This window comes from Streptomyces sp. NPDC026417, assembly GCF_055567695.1.
The window spans coordinates 24,976-45,128 of record NZ_JBVHPY010000036.1; the positions used below are offsets into that span (position 1 = coordinate 24,976).

The 20,153-nt window shown below is 68.3% G+C and carries 20 protein-coding genes and 2 pseudogenes; 9 read left to right on the forward strand and 13 right to left on the reverse strand.

Annotated features, from left to right (window positions below; translation table 11 throughout):
- Positions 1 to 77: 77 nt before the first annotated feature.
- A complete protein-coding gene (locus tag ACZ4NT_RS35605) occupies positions 78 to 1,292 on the reverse strand; it encodes an amidohydrolase family protein (RefSeq protein WP_121409887.1) in 1,215 nt (404 codons plus the stop codon).
- Between the two features lie 103 nt (positions 1,293 to 1,395).
- Between ACZ4NT_RS35605 and ACZ4NT_RS35610 the strand changes: the two genes are divergently transcribed.
- Both ACZ4NT_RS35610 and ACZ4NT_RS35615 read left to right on the forward strand, forming a co-directional pair.
- Positions 1,396 to 1,863: a MarR family winged helix-turn-helix transcriptional regulator gene (locus ACZ4NT_RS35610; protein WP_121409888.1), complete on the forward strand. Its 468-nt coding sequence runs from the start codon at positions 1,396 to 1,398 to the stop codon at positions 1,861 to 1,863.
- A gap of 250 nt (positions 1,864 to 2,113) precedes the next feature.
- Positions 2,114 to 2,257 carry a hypothetical protein gene (locus tag ACZ4NT_RS35615; RefSeq protein ID WP_467729346.1) on the forward strand — a complete coding sequence of 48 codons (144 nt, stop codon included), beginning with the start codon at positions 2,114 to 2,116 and terminating at the stop codon, positions 2,255 to 2,257.
- A 142-nt stretch (positions 2,258 to 2,399) separates the two neighbouring features.
- Here ACZ4NT_RS35615 and ACZ4NT_RS35620 read toward each other — a convergent pair whose 3' ends face one another.
- From ACZ4NT_RS35620 to ACZ4NT_RS35635, 4 genes and pseudogenes are all read right to left on the reverse strand, one after another.
- A complete protein-coding gene (locus tag ACZ4NT_RS35620) occupies positions 2,400 to 3,005 on the reverse strand; it encodes a dihydrofolate reductase family protein (RefSeq protein WP_467729348.1) in 606 nt (201 codons plus the stop codon).
- 531 nt (positions 3,006 to 3,536) lie between these two features.
- On the reverse strand, positions 3,537 to 5,099 hold the full coding sequence (locus tag ACZ4NT_RS35625; protein WP_467729350.1) for a silent information regulator protein Sir2: 1,563 nt from the start codon (positions 5,097 to 5,099) through the stop codon (positions 3,537 to 3,539).
- Between the two features lie 1,041 nt (positions 5,100 to 6,140).
- A complete protein-coding gene (locus ACZ4NT_RS35630) occupies positions 6,141 to 6,452 on the reverse strand; it encodes a hypothetical protein (protein WP_467729352.1) in 312 nt (103 codons plus the stop codon).
- 814 nt (positions 6,453 to 7,266) lie between these two features.
- Positions 7,267 to 7,852, reverse strand: a pseudogene (locus ACZ4NT_RS35635) (MBL fold metallo-hydrolase).
- Positions 7,853 to 7,982: 130 nt separating this feature from the next.
- Here ACZ4NT_RS35635 and ACZ4NT_RS35640 point away from each other — a divergent pair.
- Positions 7,983 to 8,891, forward strand: a complete 909-nt coding sequence (locus ACZ4NT_RS35640; protein WP_467729380.1) for a GlxA family transcriptional regulator — start codon at positions 7,983 to 7,985, stop codon at positions 8,889 to 8,891.
- A gap of 218 nt (positions 8,892 to 9,109) precedes the next feature.
- On the opposite strand, the gene ACZ4NT_RS35645 is transcribed toward ACZ4NT_RS35640, so the two are convergent.
- From ACZ4NT_RS35645 to ACZ4NT_RS35655, 3 genes are all read right to left on the reverse strand, one after another.
- Positions 9,110 to 9,499 (reverse strand): hypothetical protein, encoded by a 390-nt coding sequence (locus ACZ4NT_RS35645; protein WP_467729354.1) that lies wholly within the window; start codon positions 9,497 to 9,499, stop codon positions 9,110 to 9,112.
- 165 nt (positions 9,500 to 9,664) lie between these two features.
- Positions 9,665 to 10,132: a hypothetical protein gene (locus ACZ4NT_RS35650; RefSeq protein WP_467729356.1), complete on the reverse strand. Its 468-nt coding sequence runs from the start codon at positions 10,130 to 10,132 to the stop codon at positions 9,665 to 9,667.
- Between the two features lie 119 nt (positions 10,133 to 10,251).
- Positions 10,252 to 10,866, reverse strand: coding sequence for a hypothetical protein (locus ACZ4NT_RS35655; RefSeq protein ID WP_467729358.1), 615 nt, complete (start codon positions 10,864 to 10,866; stop codon positions 10,252 to 10,254).
- A 209-nt stretch (positions 10,867 to 11,075) separates the two neighbouring features.
- Here ACZ4NT_RS35655 and ACZ4NT_RS35660 point away from each other — a divergent pair, with 209 nt between their 5' ends.
- From ACZ4NT_RS35660 to ACZ4NT_RS35675, 4 genes are all read left to right on the forward strand, one after another.
- Positions 11,076 to 12,326 carry a helix-turn-helix domain-containing protein gene (locus ACZ4NT_RS35660; RefSeq protein ID WP_467729360.1) on the forward strand — a complete coding sequence of 417 codons (1,251 nt, stop codon included), beginning with the start codon at positions 11,076 to 11,078 and terminating at the stop codon, positions 12,324 to 12,326.
- The gene (locus tag ACZ4NT_RS35665; protein ID WP_467729362.1) at positions 12,323 to 12,850 is read left to right on the forward strand and encodes a GNAT family N-acetyltransferase; all 528 of its coding nucleotides are present in this window, start codon (positions 12,323 to 12,325) and stop codon (positions 12,848 to 12,850) included. Before ACZ4NT_RS35660 ends, ACZ4NT_RS35665 begins: the two co-directional genes overlap by 4 nt.
- Before the next feature lie 346 nt (positions 12,851 to 13,196).
- Positions 13,197 to 13,370, forward strand: a complete 174-nt coding sequence (locus ACZ4NT_RS35670; protein WP_467729382.1) for a LexA family protein — start codon at positions 13,197 to 13,199, stop codon at positions 13,368 to 13,370.
- Between the two features lie 323 nt (positions 13,371 to 13,693).
- Positions 13,694 to 15,040 (forward strand): replication-relaxation family protein, encoded by a 1,347-nt coding sequence (locus ACZ4NT_RS35675; RefSeq protein WP_467729364.1) that lies wholly within the window; start codon positions 13,694 to 13,696, stop codon positions 15,038 to 15,040.
- Positions 15,041 to 15,163: 123 nt separating this feature from the next.
- Here the strand turns inward: ACZ4NT_RS35675 and ACZ4NT_RS35680 are convergent, their stop codons facing one another.
- Positions 15,164 to 15,562: a hypothetical protein gene (locus tag ACZ4NT_RS35680; protein ID WP_467729366.1), complete on the reverse strand. Its 399-nt coding sequence runs from the start codon at positions 15,560 to 15,562 to the stop codon at positions 15,164 to 15,166.
- The gene (locus tag ACZ4NT_RS35685) at positions 15,559 to 15,843 is read right to left on the reverse strand and encodes a hypothetical protein (protein ID WP_467729368.1); all 285 of its coding nucleotides are present in this window, start codon (positions 15,841 to 15,843) and stop codon (positions 15,559 to 15,561) included. The genes ACZ4NT_RS35680 and ACZ4NT_RS35685 overlap by 4 nt, the downstream gene beginning before the upstream one ends.
- Positions 15,844 to 16,071: 228 nt before the next feature.
- Here ACZ4NT_RS35685 and ACZ4NT_RS35690 point away from each other — a divergent pair, with 228 nt between their 5' ends.
- A complete protein-coding gene (locus tag ACZ4NT_RS35690) occupies positions 16,072 to 17,784 on the forward strand; it encodes a serine/threonine protein kinase (protein WP_467729370.1) in 1,713 nt (570 codons plus the stop codon).
- A 268-nt stretch (positions 17,785 to 18,052) separates the two neighbouring features.
- Here ACZ4NT_RS35690 and ACZ4NT_RS35695 read toward each other — a convergent pair whose 3' ends face one another.
- Together ACZ4NT_RS35695 and ACZ4NT_RS35700 are read right to left on the reverse strand one after the other, a co-directional pair.
- On the reverse strand, positions 18,053 to 18,511 hold the full coding sequence (locus tag ACZ4NT_RS35695; RefSeq protein ID WP_467729384.1) for an SMI1/KNR4 family protein: 459 nt from the start codon (positions 18,509 to 18,511) through the stop codon (positions 18,053 to 18,055).
- A 246-nt stretch (positions 18,512 to 18,757) separates the two neighbouring features.
- Positions 18,758 to 19,117, reverse strand: a complete 360-nt coding sequence (locus ACZ4NT_RS35700; protein WP_467729372.1) for a hypothetical protein — start codon at positions 19,115 to 19,117, stop codon at positions 18,758 to 18,760.
- A 56-nt stretch (positions 19,118 to 19,173) separates the two neighbouring features.
- Here ACZ4NT_RS35700 and ACZ4NT_RS35705 point away from each other — a divergent pair.
- Positions 19,174 to 19,677, forward strand: a pseudogene (locus ACZ4NT_RS35705) (IS5 family transposase); the annotation flags it as partial.
- On the opposite strand, the gene ACZ4NT_RS35710 reads toward ACZ4NT_RS35705, so the two are convergent.
- Positions 19,649 to 19,984: an ankyrin repeat domain-containing protein gene (locus ACZ4NT_RS35710; RefSeq protein WP_467729374.1), complete on the reverse strand. Its 336-nt coding sequence runs from the start codon at positions 19,982 to 19,984 to the stop codon at positions 19,649 to 19,651. The pseudogene ACZ4NT_RS35705 and the gene ACZ4NT_RS35710 sit on opposite strands and share 29 nt — an antisense overlap.
- Between the last annotated feature and the right edge of the window lie 169 nt (positions 19,985 to 20,153).

Genomic DNA, 20,153 nt, shown 5'->3' on the forward strand with positions numbered 1-20,153 from the left:
TCGGCTCGGAGGAGTCCGGCCAAGGCCGAATCAAATCCCGAACCTCCACCGTCTTCCCCCTGGGGGCAGTGCTGGGCTCATGCCGCCAGGCGAGTGCCGCGGCGCCAGACGGCGCGGGTGTTGAGGGTGTCGCTGATGGTGCCGAGCGGGTCGCCGTCGACGAGGAGAAGGTCGGCGCGGAGTCCCTCGGCGATGCGGCCCCGGTCGCTGAGACGGAAGCGGCGGGCGGTGGTCGCGGTGGCCGCGCGCAGGGCCCGTGCAGGCGTGAGGCCGGCTGCCACCAGGTATTGCAGTTCGTGATGCAGGCTCGCTCCGTGGGCCAGGCCTCCGAAGAACGTCTCGGGCATGGAGGCGTCGGTGCCGGCCAGCACGTCGACGCCGGCGGCGTCCAGGGCGCGCACGGTGTCGTACACGTCGTCGAGTTTGCCCTGCGGGTAGCGGTTGTAGCTGGAGCGCAGGGTCTGGTCCCACTTGCTGTCGAGGCGTGCGGCGACCCGGGGGTCGTCGGCGAGTTCGCTGCCGGTGATCCCCATCATCGAGGCATTGAGAGTGATGCAGGGGATGACGAACATGCCCGCGTCCTTGATGATGCTGATGATCTCGGCGGTGTGCGGCTGGTCCATGAATACGTGGGTGAGGCCGTCGATGCCGGCTTCGGCGGCCATCCTGGTGGCGTCCACGGTCAGCGCGTGGGCCACGGTGAGGGCGCCGTACTTCTTGGCTTCGGCCACCCCGGCGTTCACGGTGGCCTGGTCGAGCGCGGGCAGTCCGGGGTGCCCCTCCACGCTGCCGTCGTCGATCATGAACTTGATGAAGTCGGAGCCGCGGCCGAGCAGTTGGGGCACGAAGGCGGCCGCTTCCTCGGGCGTGGTGGAGAACGGCATCAGGGGCATCACCGGGGGGAGATCCCGCATCGGCCGGAACCCTTCGGGCATCAGCTCGCTCGGGTGACCGCCGGGCGGGGTGATGGCGAAGCCGGACGAGCGCACGTCGGCCTGCGTGTCGTCGTCGGTGACGGGTCCCCGGTTCTCCCGGGTGTTCATCCCCTGCATCTCCAGTTCGGTCGTCACCCCGAACCGCAGGGCGAGCGCCAGGGAACCCGGGGCGGAGTGAACGTGGGCGTCGATGAGTCCCGGCAGCAGGGTGGCGCCGCCGCCGTCCACGATCTCGCTGCCCTCAGGAGCGCGGCCCCCGATGCGGGCGATTCTCCCGCCGTCGATGACGACGGTCTGCACGCCTGCCGGCTTCTCTCCGTCGAAGATCTGCGCGTTGGTGATCGCGGTGAGCGCCATGGCGGTCCGCCTCGTTTCGTCACTCGTCCAAAATTTACATACCTAATGCTATGCACTTGTCTGCGGGTATGCAAATGTGCGGGCCGGGCCTAGAATCGGCCACATGAGCAGCGCGCCCCTCTCCGAGCAGCCGTCCGACGAATCGGCGCTGAACCAGATCGGCCCGGCGCTGTCACGTCTGCGACGACGTGCACCGGCATCGAGCAAGGACCTCTCCCGCAACCTCGTGCTCAACGTGATCGCCGACGCGCCGGGCGAGACGACCGTCGGCGGCCTCGCCGCCGAGATGGGCGTCGCCCAGCCGGTGGCCAGCCGGACCGTGGCCGCCTGTATCGAGGAAGGGCTGCTGCGCCGGGCGGCGTCCCAGGCCGACGGACGTCGTACCGTGCTCGAACTCACCGAGCACGGTGAGGCCGAACGCAGCCGCTTCGCCGCACAACAGCGCAAGGCGTTCCAGGAGATCACCGTCGCCTGGTCACCGGAGGAGCGCATCCAGTTCGCACGCCTCCTGGCCCGATACGGAGACGACGCCACCGCCTGGTCCAGGAAACAGGCCGCAAGCCGCGACTGAACGAGCAGCAGGCGATGCCACGACCAGCGTGAGAACCCGAGCAGTTGCTCACAGGACCTCGCGCAGCTCGCATGCGGCCCCGACGCTGAGGGACCCCTCGCGGTCTCACTCGGGTGGTGGCAGTCGTTGCCGCGGCGGGCTGGCATCGCTGCCCTGCAGGACACCGCCCGGCCCGTCCCGGGAGTCCACCGGCGACGCGGACGCACTCCAGGAGTTCCTCAAGGACCACGGGTGTCACGGAGCCGAAGCCGTGTTCGTGACCCTGGGCCTGCTGAACTGCGATCCTGCCGAGGCCCAACAAGCCTTCCTCAACGCACCGTGCCGCAACGCCGAACGTCGCCTCCACAACCGCGCCATGGACCTGCTCGAAGCGGCCGCCGGCACCGACGCCTGACAAACCAGCGGCCCCGGCAGACGCCCTTCACTCGGCCAACGAATCTTTGCCGACCTCACGGCATCGGCCAGCGCAAAGCCCTGAAGGTCTGCCCCACACCCTGGCGCCGGCCTGGTGCCCCAGACGGGCGGACAGGGTGAGGTCACGCAGGAGTGCCGAGCGGTGGGTGCTCGAGCACGCGGGGCTTGTACTCGACCAGCTGGATGCGGTCGTCGAAGGTGCGGTGCCCGATCATTTCGAGGGCGACGTCCGGATAGCCGTCGTAGATGCGTTCTTCGCCCGTGGCCCCGGTGATCACGGGGAACATCACGACCCGGAAGCGGTCGACGAGTCCGGCTCGCAGCAGGGACCGGCACAGGCTGAGGCTGCCGATCGTGCTGAGGAGTCCCGAGCCATTGGACTTCATGGCGCGGACCGTCTCGACGGCGTCCTCGCGGACGAGCGTGGCGTTGGCCCACGTCAGCGGCTCCTTAAGCGAGGAGGAGAACACGACCTTGGACGCTTGCGTCAGCTCGTCGACGGAGGCCTCTTCTTCGGGCCGGAACTCGTCCTGACCGCTCGGGACCTCGCCCGCGGCGAAGCCCGACATCAGGCGGTAAGTGTTCGCTCCCATCAGGTAGGTCGCCTCGGGCTGCGCGGCGAGCCATGCGAGGTATTCCGGGCCCTCCAGGCCCCAGAACCCGGGCCATCCCTCTCCCGATGCGTAGCCGTCGAGGGAGGTGATGAAGTCGACGAGAAGCTCCGACACGGCGGTGTCCTTTCCTCGGGTCCTCGGGTGTCACGAGTGTGGACTGACCGGGAGCCACAGACTCATCGGCCACGCTGTGGAGGATCGAGAAACCCCATGACGCTGCAGCCGACCGGATCGGCAAAAGCGGCCCTCTTCGGAGGGCCCCGCCCCGGCCGTCATGGGCGAACGCGTCCGCGAAGTCCTGGCGCCGGCCCGATGTTCCCGGCGCCGTGACGCTGCCCGACTCTGCCGAAGTCGCGGACGCACATGCGGCGATGCTCGACATTCCCCGCTCTCCGCCGCGAGGAAGCAGTTGCCCGACGGCACCGCTCCGCCCGCGGTGCTCCGCGGACGGGACGGCCCACGCGAAGGAGAGCGACCGGGCGCCGCGAGCGATTCGTGAGGACCGCTCGGCTCGGAGAAGCGCGGGCGCTGTCCACTCGCCGCCTGGACGAGACGGTGACGCCCCGGCGGCCGGTGACAAGCCGTCGGGGCGTCGGGGCCTCCAGAAAGGCCATTCTCGCGGTCTGGCCGCGGTGAAGGTGCGGCTTAGCCACCGAAGGTGACCACCAGGCGGCCGTCCGAGGCATACGACCAGTGCAGGGCCCCGGCGTACGACGAGCAGCGGGAGCCGTTCGTGCCGGACCAGAACTGGTTGGTGCCGTCGGCGGTGCCGATGATCCGGTCGTTGGTGCCGCTGCCGCTGCGGCAGGAGGTGTTGTTGGTGAACACCGAAGTGCCGGCGTCGAAGTTGAAGTTGCGCTGGGCGTTGTCGATGCTGATGTTGTCCGACACCTTCATGGAGCCGGGGTTGCTGTTGTAGGTGAAGCCGTGCTTGCCGTTGTGGTAGGCGATGCTGCGCCGGACGATGTGGTCGACGCCGATGTCCTCGCCGCCGAGCTTGTAACCGTTCCGGTCACCGTTCCCGGCCTGGGAACCGTCGCTGAGGGTGCCGTTGTCGTAGGCGAGCGAGTCCTCGATGGTCACCGGGCCGATCGGGCCGGTGTCCGTCTTGGTGTAGAGGTCCCAGCCGTCGTCGATGTTGTTGTGGGAGACGGCGTACCGGAAGACGTTCCCGGGACCGGTGGTGAGCTTGGCGGCGAAGCCGTCGGCGTCCTCGCCGTCGGAGTCGGCGTTGTCGTGCGACTCCGCGCTCAGGATGAGGTTGTTCGACGGCCACTGGCTGCTGGGGGTGCTGGACAGCATCCGCGAGAGCTGGAGGCCGGTGTCGCGGTTGAAGCGCGTCACCGTGCGCTCGAAGATGTTGTTGCTGCCGCCGACGAAGATCCCGTTGTCCCCGGCGCGCTCGACGACGATTCCCTTGACGTGCCAGTACGACCCGTTGACGGCGAGGCCGCGGTTGGCCGGGTCCTCGGCCTGGGCCGAGAAGTTCAGGACCGGCGTCTCACCGGGGTAGGCGAGGAGTTCGGTGCGGTCGGCGGCGGTGCCGTTGTTGCCCGCCGGGATGGTGACCGTCTGCGCGTGGTTGTACGTCCCGCCGCGCAGGTAGATGGTGCCGCCGGAGGTGATGCGGCTGATCGCGGAGGTGAGCGTGGTGGGCGCCGCCTGGGTGCCGGCCGCGCCGTCGGTGCCGTTCGGCGCCACGTAGAGAGCGCTCGCCGAGGGCGGCGGGGTGGTGGTGCCGCCCACTTCCGCGTCGAGATGGTCGATGTTGGGCAGCCCGGCGGCTGCGGTGGGGCTGAGCCGGACGGTGTTGCCGCCCGAACTCACCGGCACCGACAGCGTCTTCGTCGACCAGGTGCCCCAGGCGCCCGTGCTCTCGAAGGACACGGACGTGGCCGAGGCGCCGTTCACCGTGAGGGTCGCGGGGCGGGCCGCGGTGCTCCCGTTGGCGAAGCGGATGCTCAGTGTTGCCGTCCCGGCGGTGGAGGCGCTCACGGTGAACTGGGCGTAGGCGCCCACCGCGTTGGTGGCGTTGCAGAATCCGCTGCCGGAGTAGCCGGCCCAGTCGGAGTCGATGGTGCCGGTGCAGACGGCCGGGGAATTCTCGGCCTCGTAGCGGATGGACGCTGCCTGCGCCGTGGTACCGGACAACGCGACGAGTGTGCCGGCCAGCAGGCCGACGCACGCGATGACGGGTCTCCGTTGCATCGTTCTCTCTCCAGGTGGTTGCGGCTCGTCCGACGAGGGGTTCGCTGACCCCTTTTCTCTGCGGCGGGCCCGGTGCGACCATACGGCTGGTTCGACAACGTGAACATGGCAGACGACCGGGCGGCACGCGCAGATGACCAAAGCGCTTGTTTCTGGAAGGTAAGCGCTTGCCATGGCCGCGTCAACGGTCGTGCATATAGTCGTAGTTCAGCGACATGAACGCCAAGGGGTTCTAGAGCCGGGCTGCCGCACACTGTCCGCTCTCGGCGTCCAGCAGTCGCTGACTGCGCTCCAGGCCCCGGCCGTAGCCATCGATCCAAGCGGCCTGCGCGGCGCCCGCGCCCCCGCCGCCAAGCCCGCCAAGAACGGCAGCACACCGGCCTGGCACACCGACCGCGCCGCCCCAGCGCAACGACACGCACTGGACGCGCAGCGACCACCTCCCCGCCCACGTGATCGCCCGCACCGGCCACCTGCGCGTCATCTCCGGCTTCCGCGGCCCCTACCCCTGCCAGTGGGGCCCCTTCGCGTTTTTCAGGGAGATTGGATCAAACGCGGCGAGGGATCCGCACGGTGGAGGCCGGCTGTTTCCCCTTGGAGCCCAGGGCTGGTCCCGGGTGGCGCCGCGCAGCCACATCGCCGCGTGCTGCACGCCGTTGGCGTACCGGCGGCACGGTCCGAGATCGGACTGCGGCACTGGCCGACGGCCCACCGGTGGGTCGCCCGTACGCCCGTTGAGGCGGAGGAGTCTCCCGAGCGCCCGTGCAGCGCCCCGACCGCCTGATGGTCTGGGGCGCCGCTGCATCCTGCTGTTCCGGGGCGTGCCACGCAGGAGGCCCCGGAACGATCGAAGGTGTCTCCTGCCCGCAGCGACCGCATGTCGGGGCGCAGTTCTGCGCAGCTGTTGCCCGCTGAAGAGGTCATGCACAGTCCTTCCGCAAGACCTGCCGGTGGCAGGCTTTGAAGGGCTGTGCGGGGCCGGAGAGTGCTCGCGTCCCGGCGCAGTCAATTGAGGAGACTGGCCAGGGGGTACTGGTCGGTTCAGCAGGTGACGACCTTGCCGTAGGAGCCGTGGCCCCAGTTCCACTCCCACTGCTCACCGGGCTGGTAGGTGAGGCAGGGCGAGTCGTTGCCCCAGTCGATGACGACCTTCAGGTGCATGGCCTCGTTGCAGGTGTTGGTGACCTTTACGTACTTTCGGTGTTTGATGACGTCCCGCTTGACGCAGGCCGGGGCCGTGCCCCGCGCGGATGCCGTGGCGGCGGCCGATGCCGGGGAGGCTGTCACGAGACCGGCGCCGAGGAGAGCCGATGCCGCGAGGAGACTGACGGCGAGACGCTTGCGGTACTTCATGTCCGGTTTCCCTTCACTGGGCCAGGAGGCCGTGGGACGGGTGGCGTTGCCCTGCAGACTCTGCCGATCTCTCCGCCTCCAGGGCCACCGAAATGGCAGAAGTGCACCCTTTTAGGGATATTCGCGCTGACGTGACCCCCTCTGGAGACGGGCGCGCGCGTCGCGAAGCACGGGCCGCGAAGCTGCTCCATTCGCTGCCACGAACGCGACAAGGGGGGCCGGCCACTCTTGTGCCACCCGGACCGCCCCGGCGCCGCGCCGGGCGAGCCGGGGCACCGTCTGCTGGGACTGCCCGTCCCGGCGGCGATCTCCATGGCGCAACGCACCCAGCCGCCGATCGTTCGGCCAGGGGGCAGTCCGGGCAGTCCGGGCAGCGGGCCGGCCGCACTGCTGCTGTGGACGCGGTTACGCGCACTGGGGCGCGGCGGAGTTGCCGCTGGTAGCCCGATGTCAAGACGTCGCCCTCTACACCGTCGGGCAGCTCCATCATGCTGGTGAGGAACCGCAGCGTTTGACCGGCTCGCTGACCGTCACCTTCGACCGGCCGCCGCACTGGATAGTCGTAAGTGGCACCCGGGGTGCTTCGGGGACACGGCACAGCTCACCGCCACCGGGCCGCTCCCTCGTGCCGCCATCGACGAACTCACTGGTCGATCTCGCTGCGAGCAGGAAAACGCCAGCGTGGCCCCCAGGCGCCGAACTGTCCTGGGACAGTGAACCTTCACCGATGGCCATCGACGTCTGACGATCGGGCGTCTGTGCCATCGAAGCGTGGCCGGACGGAGTTCCGCAGCTCATGCCGGACACCGGGCGGCTAGCGTGGCGTGGTGTCGTCGGGCCTGAACGGGCCGCCATGGCCGGGCACGATCAGATCCGCAGCGGTCAGCACCCGGAGCCGGGAGGCGCGCAACACCTCACGGTCGGGGGCTACTGGGTCCTCCGCCGGGCCGTCCGCGTGCCACCACAGGTCACCGGCGAAGGCGACCACGCCCGAGTCTGTGCCCGCCAGCAGTGTGATGTCCTCGGCCCGGGGTGCGGATCAGCCTGAGCGACGGGGTGAGTTCGTAACCCTCCGCATCCCGGTTCCTCCACTGATCGCCGAGGTATTCCACTTTGTGGTCGTGCACCCGGGCCCGTTCGAACAGGCCCACGTTCATGGTGTTGTCCGGGTGGTGGTGACTGAGCACCACGTCGGTGATGTCGTCGGGGCCGAGCCCCAACTTGTCCAGCGGGGCGAGGATGTGGTCGCGACTCGCCACCATGCCCGGATCGAAGATCACATGCCGGCCGGCGTCGGAAATGTAGGAGACGGTGGCGGCGACTCCGGGGCCGGTGGAACCGACATATCCAGTGGTCAGGATCGTGTATACGGCGCTGCGGCCGAGCGGTGCGTCTGTCATGGCCTCAATCCTTCCGGGGAGGCCGACCGTTCACGAGTGGCACAACTGCCGCTGATCGCAGGATTAGTGCCACACTGCACGTGTGTCTCCCTTCGTGACCGTCGCCGCGTACACCCCGCCCGGAGTCGGCATGCTCGCCGTCGGCATCGTCACCGAGGTCTTCGGCCCGCACGGCGCGACACTGCCCGGTTTCGACTTCGCCCTGTGCACCGACCGGCCCGGCCCTGTCCCCACCGACCTCGGCGTGCCGCTCACCATCACACACGGCCTGGACCGGCTCGCCTCCGCCGATCTGGTGATCGCCCTGCCATGGGCCGGCTTCCGCACACCACCCGCGCCCGCCGTGCTCGATGCACTGGCGGCCGCACACGAGCGCGGCTCACTGGTCGCGGCCCACTGCGTCGGCGCTTTCGCGCTCGCCGCCGCCGGACTGCTCGACGGTCGGCGGGCCACCACCCACTGGCGGTTCGCCGAACTGCTCGCCCGCCGCCACCCCCACGTCACCGTCGAACCCGACGCCCTCTACATCGACGAAGGACGCATCATCACAGGCGCCGGAGCCGCCGCGGGCTTCGATCTCTGCCTGCACCTGCTCAGGCGGGAGCACGGAGCCGCGATCGCCAACGCCGTCGCCCGGGACGTGGTGCTGCCCTCTCACCGCGACGGCGGGCAGGCCCAGTACCTGGCCGCCCCCGTCCCCGAAGACTGCCGCGACGAGCGGCTCGCCGAGGTACTCGCCTGGGCCCGCGAGAACCTCCACGAGCCGCTCCCCGTCGCGGAACTGGCCCGGCGTGCCGTGATGAGCAAGCGCTCCTTCGCCCGCCGTTTCACCGCCGCGACCGGCACCACCCCCCACGCCTGGCTGCGGAGCCTGCGTCTGAGCAGCGCCGAGGAGCTCCTGGAGACCACAGACCTGCCCGTCGAGGAGATCGCCCACCGCGTCGGATACGGAGGCGCGGCCGTCCTGCGCGAACAGTTCGTGCGCCGCCGGGGAGTGCCGCCCCGCTCCTACCGCCGCTCCTTCACCAACACGCCGTAACGAACAACGCGAGCCAACGCCGCTCCGAGCAAAAGCCGCAGCCCCCTTCCGCAGGGACCCCGGCTGCTCCGCCGGGCCACCGGGTACGTGATGGAGCAGTTGGTCAAAGAGGGCAGGTTTGGCGTCCATGAGTGCCTTGCGTAGGCGGAAGTGAGCTCGACGGATCCTGGTGCCGTCCGCCGGGGGAGGTGCGAGCGGCCGGCACCAGGAGCGAGAGGTCAGCAAGGCGGATCCCCGTCGGCCGGTAGATAAGACAGGAATACGCGGTATTGGTGCAGCTGGTCGAGCAGGTGCCGGTACGCCTCGTCGTCGGTGGTGATGGCTGCCCGGCTGATGGCGACGATGCCGTGCGCGAAGCCCGCCGCGGCGTACCGAAAGGCCTCGCCGAAGCCGGACCGATCGCCGAGCGGTGGGGGCTGTCCGATGTCCGCGAAGCTGCTGCGTGCAAGGCGCCATCCCCGCTGCTCGACGTAGTCCTCGATCGATGCCAGGTCTGCGCGTCGTTCAGCGCATGAGGTGGCCAGGAGGTAGGGGGCGACGCGGACGGTCCGCGTCGTGGCCTCGATGACCTCTCGCTCGTAGTGTCGGCGGAGGCGCTCCAGGTCCATGTGGGCCAAAGGGAATGGGAGTTCTTGCTGGCTGCGGTGTGTGATCACGGCCGGGTCTCTCGTGATGGGGACCCTGCCGCCGAGGGGGGATGGTCTCGGCGGCAGGGAGTGGAGCCGCGTGCGGCCAGGGCCGGGGAGGCAGCACATCTGTGCCGCACGCGGAGATCAGGAGATGGTGCTCAACATGGAACCGATGAGCTCTTCGTGGGGTGCAGGGCCGGGCTGGAACTGATCGAGCAACTGGCGCAGAGCTGTCGGCGGGACGAGCCGGTCGCCTCGGCAGGGGCGGCGCCAGTAGGGGCCGGGTGGCTCTGTTGCCGTGATGGCGGGCAGCGCGAGGTGGTGGGGCCGGCCGAGGCACGTCGCGTAGCGGTGCGGGGCCCACTGCTCGCTGGTACCCGGAGGGACCAGCCAGATCAGCCACGACCGCTGCGGGTCCTCGATCACCGGCCCGCAGGCGTCAACGGATTCGTCACCGGAGTGCTGGATGTCGTCCATGACCGCCATGACGGCGTAGGCCTGCGGGCCGCTCGTGGTGAGGACGATGTCGAAGAACCGGCCACCCAAGGGCAGTTGCAACACCTGTTGCTGGAGTGCCATGAGGGCGCGGACTCGGGAGGCGAGATCTCCCATGTCGGATGCGATGGAGCCGGGCTCGATGAACTCGTGGATGGGGGTGAAGCCCGCTAAGGGCGTATCCGGTCGTGCCTGCTTCCTGTCGGTTCGTCGGCGAGGGAGCTGTTGGGTAAGGCTCATGCTGTCTCTTCCGTGCTGTCGATGGGGACGATCGCCTTGACGGTCTTGCCGATGAGATCGCCCTCGGCGTCCCTGCGCTCTTTCCATGACAGCCGGACCCCCTGGCGCAGCATCCACCGCAGGCTGCTGCGGGTGGGGTCGGTTTCGGGGTCTGACGTCACGGTCTCGAAGGCGTCGAAACGCGGGTAGGCGTCGTCTACCTCAATGGCGAGTTCCTCTCTGTCGGGGCCCAGCGTCATTCGCAGTCCCACGCAGCCGTCATGGAACGGCAGGCCCCACTCGGCAGCGTTGGCGACAAGCGCGGCGGCGATACGGGAGGCGATCTCGACGTTCCCGGACCAGCGGGCCACCGTGAGTCGAGGGCGCGCCCGGAGCCGGGCGTTGAAACCCGCCGCCGGATTGGCCATCAGCCTCGTCTCCCACCAAAAGCGCGGCCCCACGGCTGTTGCCAGGTCCCCCTGCGTACACGATGGAACGATGCGGGAGCGCGTCGACTCGTTGATGGAGGAGCCCTCGGCGTTCGTCTCGGAGGCCTTCCGCGAGGCGGTGAGGCTGAGCCCTTCCACGTTGTACGCGGTGGCGCGCGGCCGATGCTGCTGTGGCGAGTTCACGGAAAAGCTCCCAGATTCACCATGGTGCTCGGTCAGTTGTTGTTTGCTGCCGCGCCCAGATCCGGGCGGCTGGTGTCCAGTGAACGGGCCGCGAGCCAGTCAGAACAGGAAGGGTTGGGGAGTCGTGCGTAGCGGACAACCGGAAGACTTTACGTCCGCATTACCTGACGTATGGGCATCACAGTGACGCTGGCGATACGTTCAGCAGCATGGGAGCGAACGTCATCCTCCAAAGCCGAATGGATCAACTCGGCCTCACGCAGGAAGAGTTGGCCGCACGGTGCAACAAGGCGCTTATGGAGATCACTGGCCGCCCAGGGGATATGTCGCCGAGGACTGTCCGCAACCTTCTAAATGGGACGAGCCGTCGCCCAATCGGCCGCACCTGCGTCGCACTTGAGCGTGTGTTCGGCTGCCCCGTGTCGGACTTAGGGTTCAACGCACCCAGCTCCATGCACCATGCACCGGAGGATCCCGTGCGGCGTCGTGACTTCATCGCCACCACAACCGGCACGGCCGCCGCCGTTCCTCTCGGCAGACAGCGCCGGTCAGTTGGCATGACGGATGTACACCGCGCCGCAGCTGGCATGAACATTCTTGTGGAGGCTGACGACCGCCACGGAGGTCAGCAGGCATTGGCGGCGGCGGCTCTCGACGGCCGCGCTCAGGTCCTGGACCTCCAGCAACGCAACGCCAGCGAACGCGTCCGACGCGCCCTGTACGCGCTCGCAGCTGAGTACACCACCATCGCGGCCTGGTCCTGCATCGACCTGCGAGACCTCGACACCGCCCAGTGCTATCTCCACGAAGCGACAACCTTCGCCGGACTGTCCCAGGACGCCCCCACCGGGATGCGCGTGTGGATCAACCTCGCGATGCTCGCCTACCAGCGGAACAACGGCAGCGAGCAACTCGCCGCGGCCCAAGCCGCTACAGCCTCACCGGCCGCGCGCAGGGACCCGTTCTACGCATCCCTGGGGCGTGTACGCCTTGCTCTCGCATACGCCTCCAAAGGAGACCCCCAGGCTGCCCAGAGAGCACTCGGAACAGCTCAGGACGCCCTACTCAGAGCGGTTGACGACGAGCGTCCGAGGTGGACCGCCTTCTACGGGCCGGCGGAACTGAACCATCTGTCCGCCGTCATCCTCAACCGCAACGGCAGGCCCGCCGATGCCGAAGCGATGGCGCATCGCGCCCTGGCCAAGATCCCAGCCGAGTTCCAACGTAACCGCGCGCTGGCGACATGCCAGCTCGCACTTGCCCAACTACGTCAGGAAGAACCGGAACAAGCAACGGCCACCGCTTCCACGGTCTTCACGATCATGGATGGCGTCTCCTTGCCTGGACGCATGAGATCTCTGATCGGAGACTTCCACCGAGACCTGTTCCGGATGGCGCCATCCACGACGTACGCCAGGGACTGGGCAGACCGGATGCGAGAAGAATGGAGTCGAGCATGACCAGGGTGATCGACCTGCGGCACTACCGCCACGGAAGCCTTCCCGAGGGCTTCCGGCAGTTGCTTATCGACGTGCACGCCGACGCCTACGCCGACGCCATGGACCTGGAATTCAACCGCAAGTTCCCCTGGTTCGTTGATCACTGGTCGGCGATGGACGACTTCACCTGCGTCGTTGCATTCGAGAGCGACGAGCCGACGGGCTTCGCATACGGCGCACCACTTCAACCCGGGCGCGAGTGGTGGCGCTCCACCGGCTACGAGCCGACCAAGGACCACGCCGCCACCTTCGCCGTCTCCGAAGTGATGGTGCGGCCCGCATGGCGTAAGCAGGGGATAGCCGATCGGCTGCACGAGGCGCTGCTGACCGAGCGGAACGAGGACCTAGCCGTACTCTTGGTCGACGTAACCCACCCGAAAGTACAAGCCCTCTACACGGCGTGGGGCTACACAAAAGTAGGAGAGCAGCGTCCCTTCGCCGATTCACCGCTGTATGCCGTCATGGTCAAGCACCTGCACCCCTGAACCAAACCCCGTGTCCGCCGCACCGGTTCTCCTGTTGCTGATCCTGCCCGTCGATAAGCAGCCAACGGACTGCCGTACTTCATGAGATCGGCAGAGGACTGCGGGGCCTGATCCCTGTGCGGCCGGTGAGTAGCGCGGGCCCGGTGCTCTTCGAGTGGGACAGGCTGCACTCTGTGATTGCGGTGCCCCACCTGCCGACGCCCGGCCCGGTGCACTCTTGGGCCTTGAGTGGAGACCTCTTCGAGGACGTCCCACGGATTGCCGGCACCGGCACTACCCATGACGGGGGCGGCGAGCAGGGTGAGGTGCAAGCTGGAGTACCTGAGCGCACGGCAGGGAGCAGATTCTGGCCTTCATCCGGAGCGAGATCGTAGAGCGCGGTGAAGCGCATACGCTGCGCGAGCCCGCCCGTCCCGTGGGCCTGTCCAGCAAGTCTTCGGTGGCCGCCTACCAACTGCGGCAGCTGGAGAAGCGCGGCGAGATCACCCGCCAGGCCCGCTCCGCCCGCCTGGAACACTGAACCCCCGGTGCGGACCGGGGGCCGATTCCCCTACCGAACTTCTTACCCTTCCCCCTACCAAATCCCCTACCGGCACTCGAAGTACGTGGTATTCGGTTTGCGCAGGTCAGCCCCCTTGACCAGCCCCAACCACCGACCCCGACAGCCCTCTTCTTCTCCGCCGCCGCTCACCCTGCCTGTCTGTGGTGGATGGCAGGGTGAGCGGCGGCGGAGAAGAAGAGGGCCTGGGTGGCATCGGCTGCTGGCGGCCCGGCCGACGTCGGTCCGCCGCGGCGCCCGGCGCCGCAGGATCACGGGGCGGCAAGAACGAAAGGGGGGTAGGGGTGGGTGGTTCGAAGGCGTACCCGTACGGGTCCACGAGTACGGTGCGCGGGCACGTCCTGGCCGCGCTGGGTGTGCTGAAGGTGGCCACGGCAGATCAGATCCACCGGCTCACGGCACCAGGTCACAAGGACAACAAGGCGTTCCGCAACGCCTTGTTGGATCTGGCCCGGCATGGTCTGACCGTTTCGGAGGGCAGCACGCGCGAGGGCGGCAAGCTGTGGTCGCTGACGCCGCTGGGATTGGACGCGGCAGCGGAAGTGTTGGACCGGCCGGCGGATCAGATGGGTGGTACCGCCCGGGGCGCGGCCCGTTCGGGCGCCCCGCATGCGATGGCCGTCAACGAGACCGTCATAGCGATCACCCGAACGCCCGCTGTGGCCACCCGGCCGATATCCCGGCAGTCCAGCCGCCCCATGCCCGCAGACGCGAGGGCCACCACCGCATCGGAAGCGACCACCCCGGCGGGTATGGGATCGGTCGCCGCCTGGTCTACGGAAGTGCCCTTGAATCTACCCAGCAGCCGCGGTGGCCGCGCCGGGGTGCGGGCGGATGCGGTCCTCCAGGCTCCGGAGGCCGGCCTACCCGTGCTGTTCGTGGAGGTCGACAACTGCACCGAGACCGCGCAGACCCTGGCGGCCAAGTTCGAGAAGTACGCCCACTACTTCCGCCTCACCACCAAAGGCTTGCAGGGCCGTGAACTGCCGGTGTGGCGTACCCGCTACGCGCCGACCGGCCGAGACGGGCATCCGCCGGTCGCGGTGGTGTTCAACCCCGGCACCCGCACCGGTCCCGAAGGGCTGAAGAACCGGATGAACGCGGTGCTGCAGCAGACGAGGGATATCTGGTCTGGCACCTACCAGTCGCGCGGCAGCTACGGCGGCGGTAAGGACCGTGATGGCTACTACGACTACGCGGACGCCATCCCCCTGATATTCACCACCCTCGACCGCCTCCAAGAGCAGGGCCCGTACGGGGCGGTGTGGTGGCGGTGCGGCCACGGCCAGTGGGAAACCCTCACTGACGCTCTCGGCAACCCCAAGGACTACGACGCCCGGGTCGCTGCCCGGGACCAGGCTCGCCAAGCCGAACTCGACACAGCATTGAACCAGCAGCCGTGGGGCGCACCACGCGACGACCGGGCATCCGAGCCGCCGGCACCGGCACCGGCACCCGCGCTGGTGCCGTGCAAAGGATGCGGAAGGTCCACCAGCCCACAGGATCAGGACGATGACATCGCCCTGCCCAAGGGCAACCACTACTGCCCCGAGTGCCACGCCGACACCGAACCTCAGTACCTCTACCCGACGCTGCGCCAGGCATTGTTCGGCCGACGCCCTCAGCCGTGAGCGGGGCTGTGCCGAATGCGTTCGGCACAGCCCCCGGCGCGCCTATCGGCGCGCCACGGGCACATTCAGGTGATCAGCAGGCCGCCCAAGAAAGGCGTTCAGGAACACGCCTGCGCGAAGTCTTCAGTGGAAGCCGAGCATGCCGGGGGAGTTGATGTCGACAGTGATCACGCCGGGCGGGTAGTGGTCTTCGTGCTCGGTGAGCAGGATGGACATGCCGGTGAACTCGGCGCGGGGCAGGGCGCAGTAGAGGGCGTGGCAGGTGTCGGGGCCACCGTATCCGTCGCGGATCATGGTGCCGACGGTGGCGGCTGCCATGGTGTCGAGCGGATCGACGACCACGGAGGAGAACGCAAGGACGCGGCGATGCAGATGTTCCTCGTCCGCCTCGGCCTGCATGAGGCACAGGGCGGGAACGCGGATCTGGTCGGTGGGCGTCTGGGCCATATTGCCCGCGAGCAGGTTCAACGCTTTGTGTCCGAGAGCCAGAGCATGTACGGCACTGGTGTCGAGAATGATCACGCGGCACTGCCCCGCGCTGCGCGCGCCTTCTCGGCAGCGATCTTGTAGATGTTGCCGCGGACATCCGGAGCCTGGTCGAACTCCTCATCACTCAGCTCGATCCCGATGACGCGCCGCACCACCTCACGGTCGGCCGCGAGACGCTCGGCGCGCTGCGACGCCGTAGGCAGTTCAGCCGCCATGGCCTCGACCAGCTGCCCCAAGCTCACGCCTCGCTCCCGGGCGAGCTCGGCCAGATGATCACGCACCTGCCGGGATACCTGAATCGTCGTGGTCGCCATAGCTGCACTATAGAAGCTCTGTAGAACTCTGTCGAGCCAGGTACTGTAGGGTCAACGGCCGCCTACGGCCACCGGCGGCCTAGCCCGGCGAATAGGTCTGAACAGACTGGCCCTGCTGACACTGCAGAAGGCACACCACGTGCTCCAACCCCCGCTGACGATTCCGTCAGAGAACTGACGCACACCGCGTCATCGGAATCGGCGCTCCGCATCCTCCGCGTGCCATGCGTGAGAGAGTTGCGGATCCGGCCGAGACGGCCGGAGTGTTCTTGCCTGTGGGGGGCGTCGTTGTCAGCGCGAATTCATCCATCGCGGCCTGGTGATCCGGGCCGGATCGGCCCGTACCGGGTCATCGGCCGGCTCGGTTCGGGCGGCATGGGAACAGTCCACGCCGCCCTGGATTCCGGCGGGCTGCGGGTGGCGGTCAAGGTCGTCCACCCGGCGCAAGCCGGCGACGGCGAGTTCCGGGCCCGGTTCAAACGGGAGGTCGAGGTGTCCCGGCGGGTCACGGGGCCCTGTCTGGTGCCGCTGCTGGACGCCGACTCCGACGTGGACGTTCCCTGGCTGGCCACCCCGTACGTGCCCGGCCTCACCCTTGGCGAACACGTCGCCGCGCACGGACCGCTGTCCGGTGCCTGGCTGTACGCGCTGGCGGCCGGGACCGCGGCCGCGCTGGCAGCCATCCATGCGGCCGGGGTGGTGCACCGCGATGTGAAGCCGGGAAACGTCATCCTTGCCCCAGACGGGCCGCGGGTGCTGGACTTCGGTATCGCCCATACTCTGGACGGCACGTCGGTCACCCGGACCGGCGTAATGACCGGCACCGCGGGGTGGATCAGCCCCGAGGGCTACCGCACCGGCGCCGTGGGGCCGGCCGGGGACGTCTTCGCCTGGGGAGCACTGCTCGCCTACGCCGCCACCGGACGCCTCCCGTTCGGCAGCGGTCCACCGGATGCGGTCGCGGCCCGGGTGATGTCCGCCGACCCCGAGCTCGCCGGAATCCCCCATGACCTCGTGGCCCTGGTGACGTCCGCACTGGCCAAAACCCCTGAAGAGCGGCCCACGGCCGCCGAGCTGGCCGCCCAGTGCACCGGGCTGCTCGCCGCCCAGGCCACCCAGGTGCTGCAGCCAGGGGCCCAGGCGCCGACCCTGGCGGGTGACCTGGTGGCGGCCGGATGGGAGGGCCTGTCGACAGCCGAGGACGACCCGGCCTGGACGCTGGCCCGGCGCCGGATCGCCCGCCGTCGCACCTGGAATCTTGCCGCGGCCGCCGTCACCGCGTTCGCCATGGCCGCCGCCACGTTCCTGATCGTCGATCAGAACCGGGACGAGCAGCGGTCCAGCACGAGGGCAGAGGCGGGCACGACGACTCCCGCAACGACCTCCCCCAGCCAACGATCCGGCGCGGTGACCACCTCCCCGGCGGCAGACCCTCCGCAAGCAAAGCCGGAGAAGAAGACCCCGGCGACCCGGTCCGCCACGTGCCTGCCGGTCACCTACAAGCTGCCCACAGGCCCGGCATCTTGTGAACCCAAGAAGAACATCTGTGCCATCGGAGCCCCGTACTACATCAAGGACATCAACCGTCTGTGCGGCGGCCCGCCCACCCTGCAGAAGATCAACATCATCTCCGAACCGTCCACCGGCGGAGACCCAAGTTCCTTCTACTGCGTGGCCTGGACCGGCAGCGCCAGCGACACCTCCCGTGACGCTGTACTGCTGATGAACGCTCCTGGCGTCCAGTGCGGCGCCGACCTGGTGAATCCCGCCGGCAGCGGAGACGCACCGGGGGAGTACACGGTCTTCTACGACACCGAGCAGGACTGCACACCGCTGTACCCGGGGACGCGCCAGACCTACCCAGCCGTCCTGGACTACAGCAGCCTCGGCGACCAGCGAGCCCCCATGTACGCCTGCCTCAGCGAACATCTCGGCGCCTGACTCGCTGGGACCACTACCGTGCGTGCGGGAGCAGCCGAACGGCTCGCCGACCTGGGTTTCCCGTGGGAACCACCCTCGTGCCCGCGGGGCTGCTCCCGGACTGCCCCGCATCGAGCTGGCCCCGGACCGCGACCGTTCCCATGCGGGACAGTCGTCAGGGCCACCGTGTGCAGGTCCGGTGCGCGCCGTCGGCGTTGTTCCCACAGGCCCTGACCTGGTAGCCGGGCCCGTCGTAGACGGGCACAAAATGAGCGCCATGGGACTGCGTCTATGGGGGGTCCGGCTCGCCGTCGGCGACGAACTGTGTCAGGGATCGCTCCAGCAGTTCCAGAAACTGCCGCAGGTCATCGGTCACCTTGTCGAGTTCCGGTTCGTCCAGCGACGCTGTCCGCGTCCGGTAGACCGTCCCTTCAGGGCCCGCCACATAGGACAGGCCGCCGCCGTTCGAGCCAACGACCAAGCCGCCGGCCGGTGGGTCCACGTCGACAGCGACAGCGCCGTACTCCTGGAGCCGCAGCAGGACGTCACGTGCCGGGTCGAGGAAGTAGCCGTTGCCGACATCCGACCAAGTGACGTCACCGATGATGTCGTAGAACGTGATCAAGTCAGCTGGGATGGGGCTCGCTTGGGCGAGGGTGCGAGCCGCGGCTTGGTCGTCTTGGTTTGCCAGCCGGACCACGTTGGCGCCCGGGGGAAATCCGTGCCGACGCTCGAACTCGCCTGTCATTGCCGTCAGGGTCCGCGAGACCCTGTCGGTCCAGGAGGCCAGCCAGCCGGACGAAAGCGAACGGTCACTCATGAGGCCGGATCATGGCATGCGCTACGGACATCCGGGAGTAACGGACTAAGAGCTCGTAACACGATCTTGGCGAGGAGCTTCGGACTGGCTGGCGGCCTGATCGTCTCTGGGTGATACGGCGTGTGCTTCCAGTACGGTCGCGGCATGACTGGCGTGTTCGACGTGGCCCAGGCTCTAGACGGCGGAATCACCGACCAGGAGCGGGCGTGGGCATTCGTCCGCGGCTTCGCCGCAGCCTGGGACGAGCCGTTGACCAAGGACGACGGCACGCCGGCCGCGGAACTGGCGCGGGCCGAGGCGACGCTCGGCTGCTCCCTGCCGGCCGTGCTGCGCGAGTTCTACACGCTCCTGGGTACGCGGTCCGGCCTGATCGCCAACCAAGATCCGCTGCTGCCGCCCGCCGAGATGTTCGTGCATGACGAGTGCGGCGGTGTCCTCGTCTTCCGCAGCGAAAACCAGGGCTGCGCCTTCTGGGGCGTACGCCTGCGCGACCTTGATCAGGACGATCCGCCGGTGCTCGTCCAGGCGCGGCACGGCTGGGTGCCGTTCTTGGACCGGGTGTCTCTGGCATGCGTCGAGCTAGTACTGAGCGAGGCACTGTTCGGTGGTGGAGGTCGGCTGTACAACGCGTGCGAGCTGCCGGCGGACCTGCTTGGGGCGGTGCCCGAACGCTTCCAACGGGTCGAACTGCCCGACTACCCGATGTGGACGGGACCGGACTGTCCATCGGGATCTCGGGTGCCAACGTCCATGACAGCCAGGCACTGATCCCGCTCGTGAAAGGCATCCCGCCGGTTCGATCCCACCGGGGCCCTCGGCGTCGTAAGCCCGCCAAACTCCACGCCGACAAGGGATACGACTATGACCACCTGCGGCGATGATTAGCCAGCCGAGGCATCCGGCACCGTATTGCCCGCAGGGGAGTTGAGATCTCGCAGCGGCTGGGACGTCACCGTTGGACCATCGAACGCACCATGTCCTGGCTCGCCGGCTGCCGCCGTCTCCACCGGCGCTACGAGCGCAAGGCCGAACCCTTCCTCGCCTCCACAAGCATCGCCTGCACTCTCATCTGTTACCAGCGTCTGACCCGCTGATGTGGGTGCGCAGTAGCTTCACTGCCAGGTCGTGGCAGTAGTGTTCGGCCACCTCCATGGGAGTGCGACCACCCGGACCTGCAAGCTCCGGGTCAGCCCCGAAGGCCAGCAAGATCGCAGTGGTATGCACCGTCAAAGGCTGGCCACTCTGGAGTGAGCCGTCTCCCTCGACGTCGATTGCATGGGTCAGCAGCGTCATGTTGTTGAAGACTTCATCGGGATCGGTGCCATCGGCCAGCAACCGGGCCAGGGTCTCCGCATCCTCGTGCTCCACCGCGTGATGGGCAGGCGTCCAGTAGTCGCTCACCGGAGCATTCAACCGCCAACGCATCGTGTCTGCCAGCGACTATCCACCTCGGCAAACACCAAATGAGATGACGTCTACTGATCTTTTCGTAAGTTCGGTGGGTGTGCTGGTCGCGTGGGTGGGAGGCTTTCGGGGTGGCTTATCAACCCTCACCTTCGGCTGCGGGCTC

Excerpts from the sequence above, each read along its gene's own strand:
- ACZ4NT_RS35605 (WP_121409887.1), bottom strand. The coding sequence starts at position 1,292 with ATGGCGCTCACCGCGATCACCAACGCGCAGATCTTCGACGGAGAGAAG.
- ACZ4NT_RS35610 (WP_121409888.1), top strand. The coding sequence starts at position 1,396 with ATGAGCAGCGCGCCCCTCTCCGAGCAGCCGTCCGACGAATCGGCGCTG.
- ACZ4NT_RS35625 (WP_467729350.1), bottom strand. The coding sequence starts at position 5,099 with ATGCAACGGAGACCCGTCATCGCGTGCGTCGGCCTGCTGGCCGGCACA.
- ACZ4NT_RS35630 (WP_467729352.1), bottom strand. The coding sequence starts at position 6,452 with ATGAAGTACCGCAAGCGTCTCGCCGTCAGTCTCCTCGCGGCATCGGCT.
- ACZ4NT_RS35640 (WP_467729380.1), top strand. The coding sequence starts at position 7,983 with ATGCTCGCCGTCGGCATCGTCACCGAGGTCTTCGGCCCGCACGGCGCG.
- ACZ4NT_RS35645 (WP_467729354.1), bottom strand. The coding sequence starts at position 9,499 with ATGGACCTGGAGCGCCTCCGCCGACACTACGAGCGAGAGGTCATCGAG.
- ACZ4NT_RS35650 (WP_467729356.1), bottom strand. The coding sequence starts at position 10,132 with ATGGGAGATCTCGCCTCCCGAGTCCGCGCCCTCATGGCACTCCAGCAA.
- ACZ4NT_RS35660 (WP_467729360.1), top strand. The coding sequence starts at position 11,076 with ATGGGAGCGAACGTCATCCTCCAAAGCCGAATGGATCAACTCGGCCTC.
- ACZ4NT_RS35665 (WP_467729362.1), top strand. The coding sequence starts at position 12,323 with ATGACCAGGGTGATCGACCTGCGGCACTACCGCCACGGAAGCCTTCCC.
- ACZ4NT_RS35685 (WP_467729368.1), bottom strand. The coding sequence starts at position 15,843 with ATGGCGACCACGACGATTCAGGTATCCCGGCAGGTGCGTGATCATCTG.
- ACZ4NT_RS35695 (WP_467729384.1), bottom strand. The coding sequence starts at position 18,511 with ATGACAGGCGAGTTCGAGCGTCGGCACGGATTTCCCCCGGGCGCCAAC.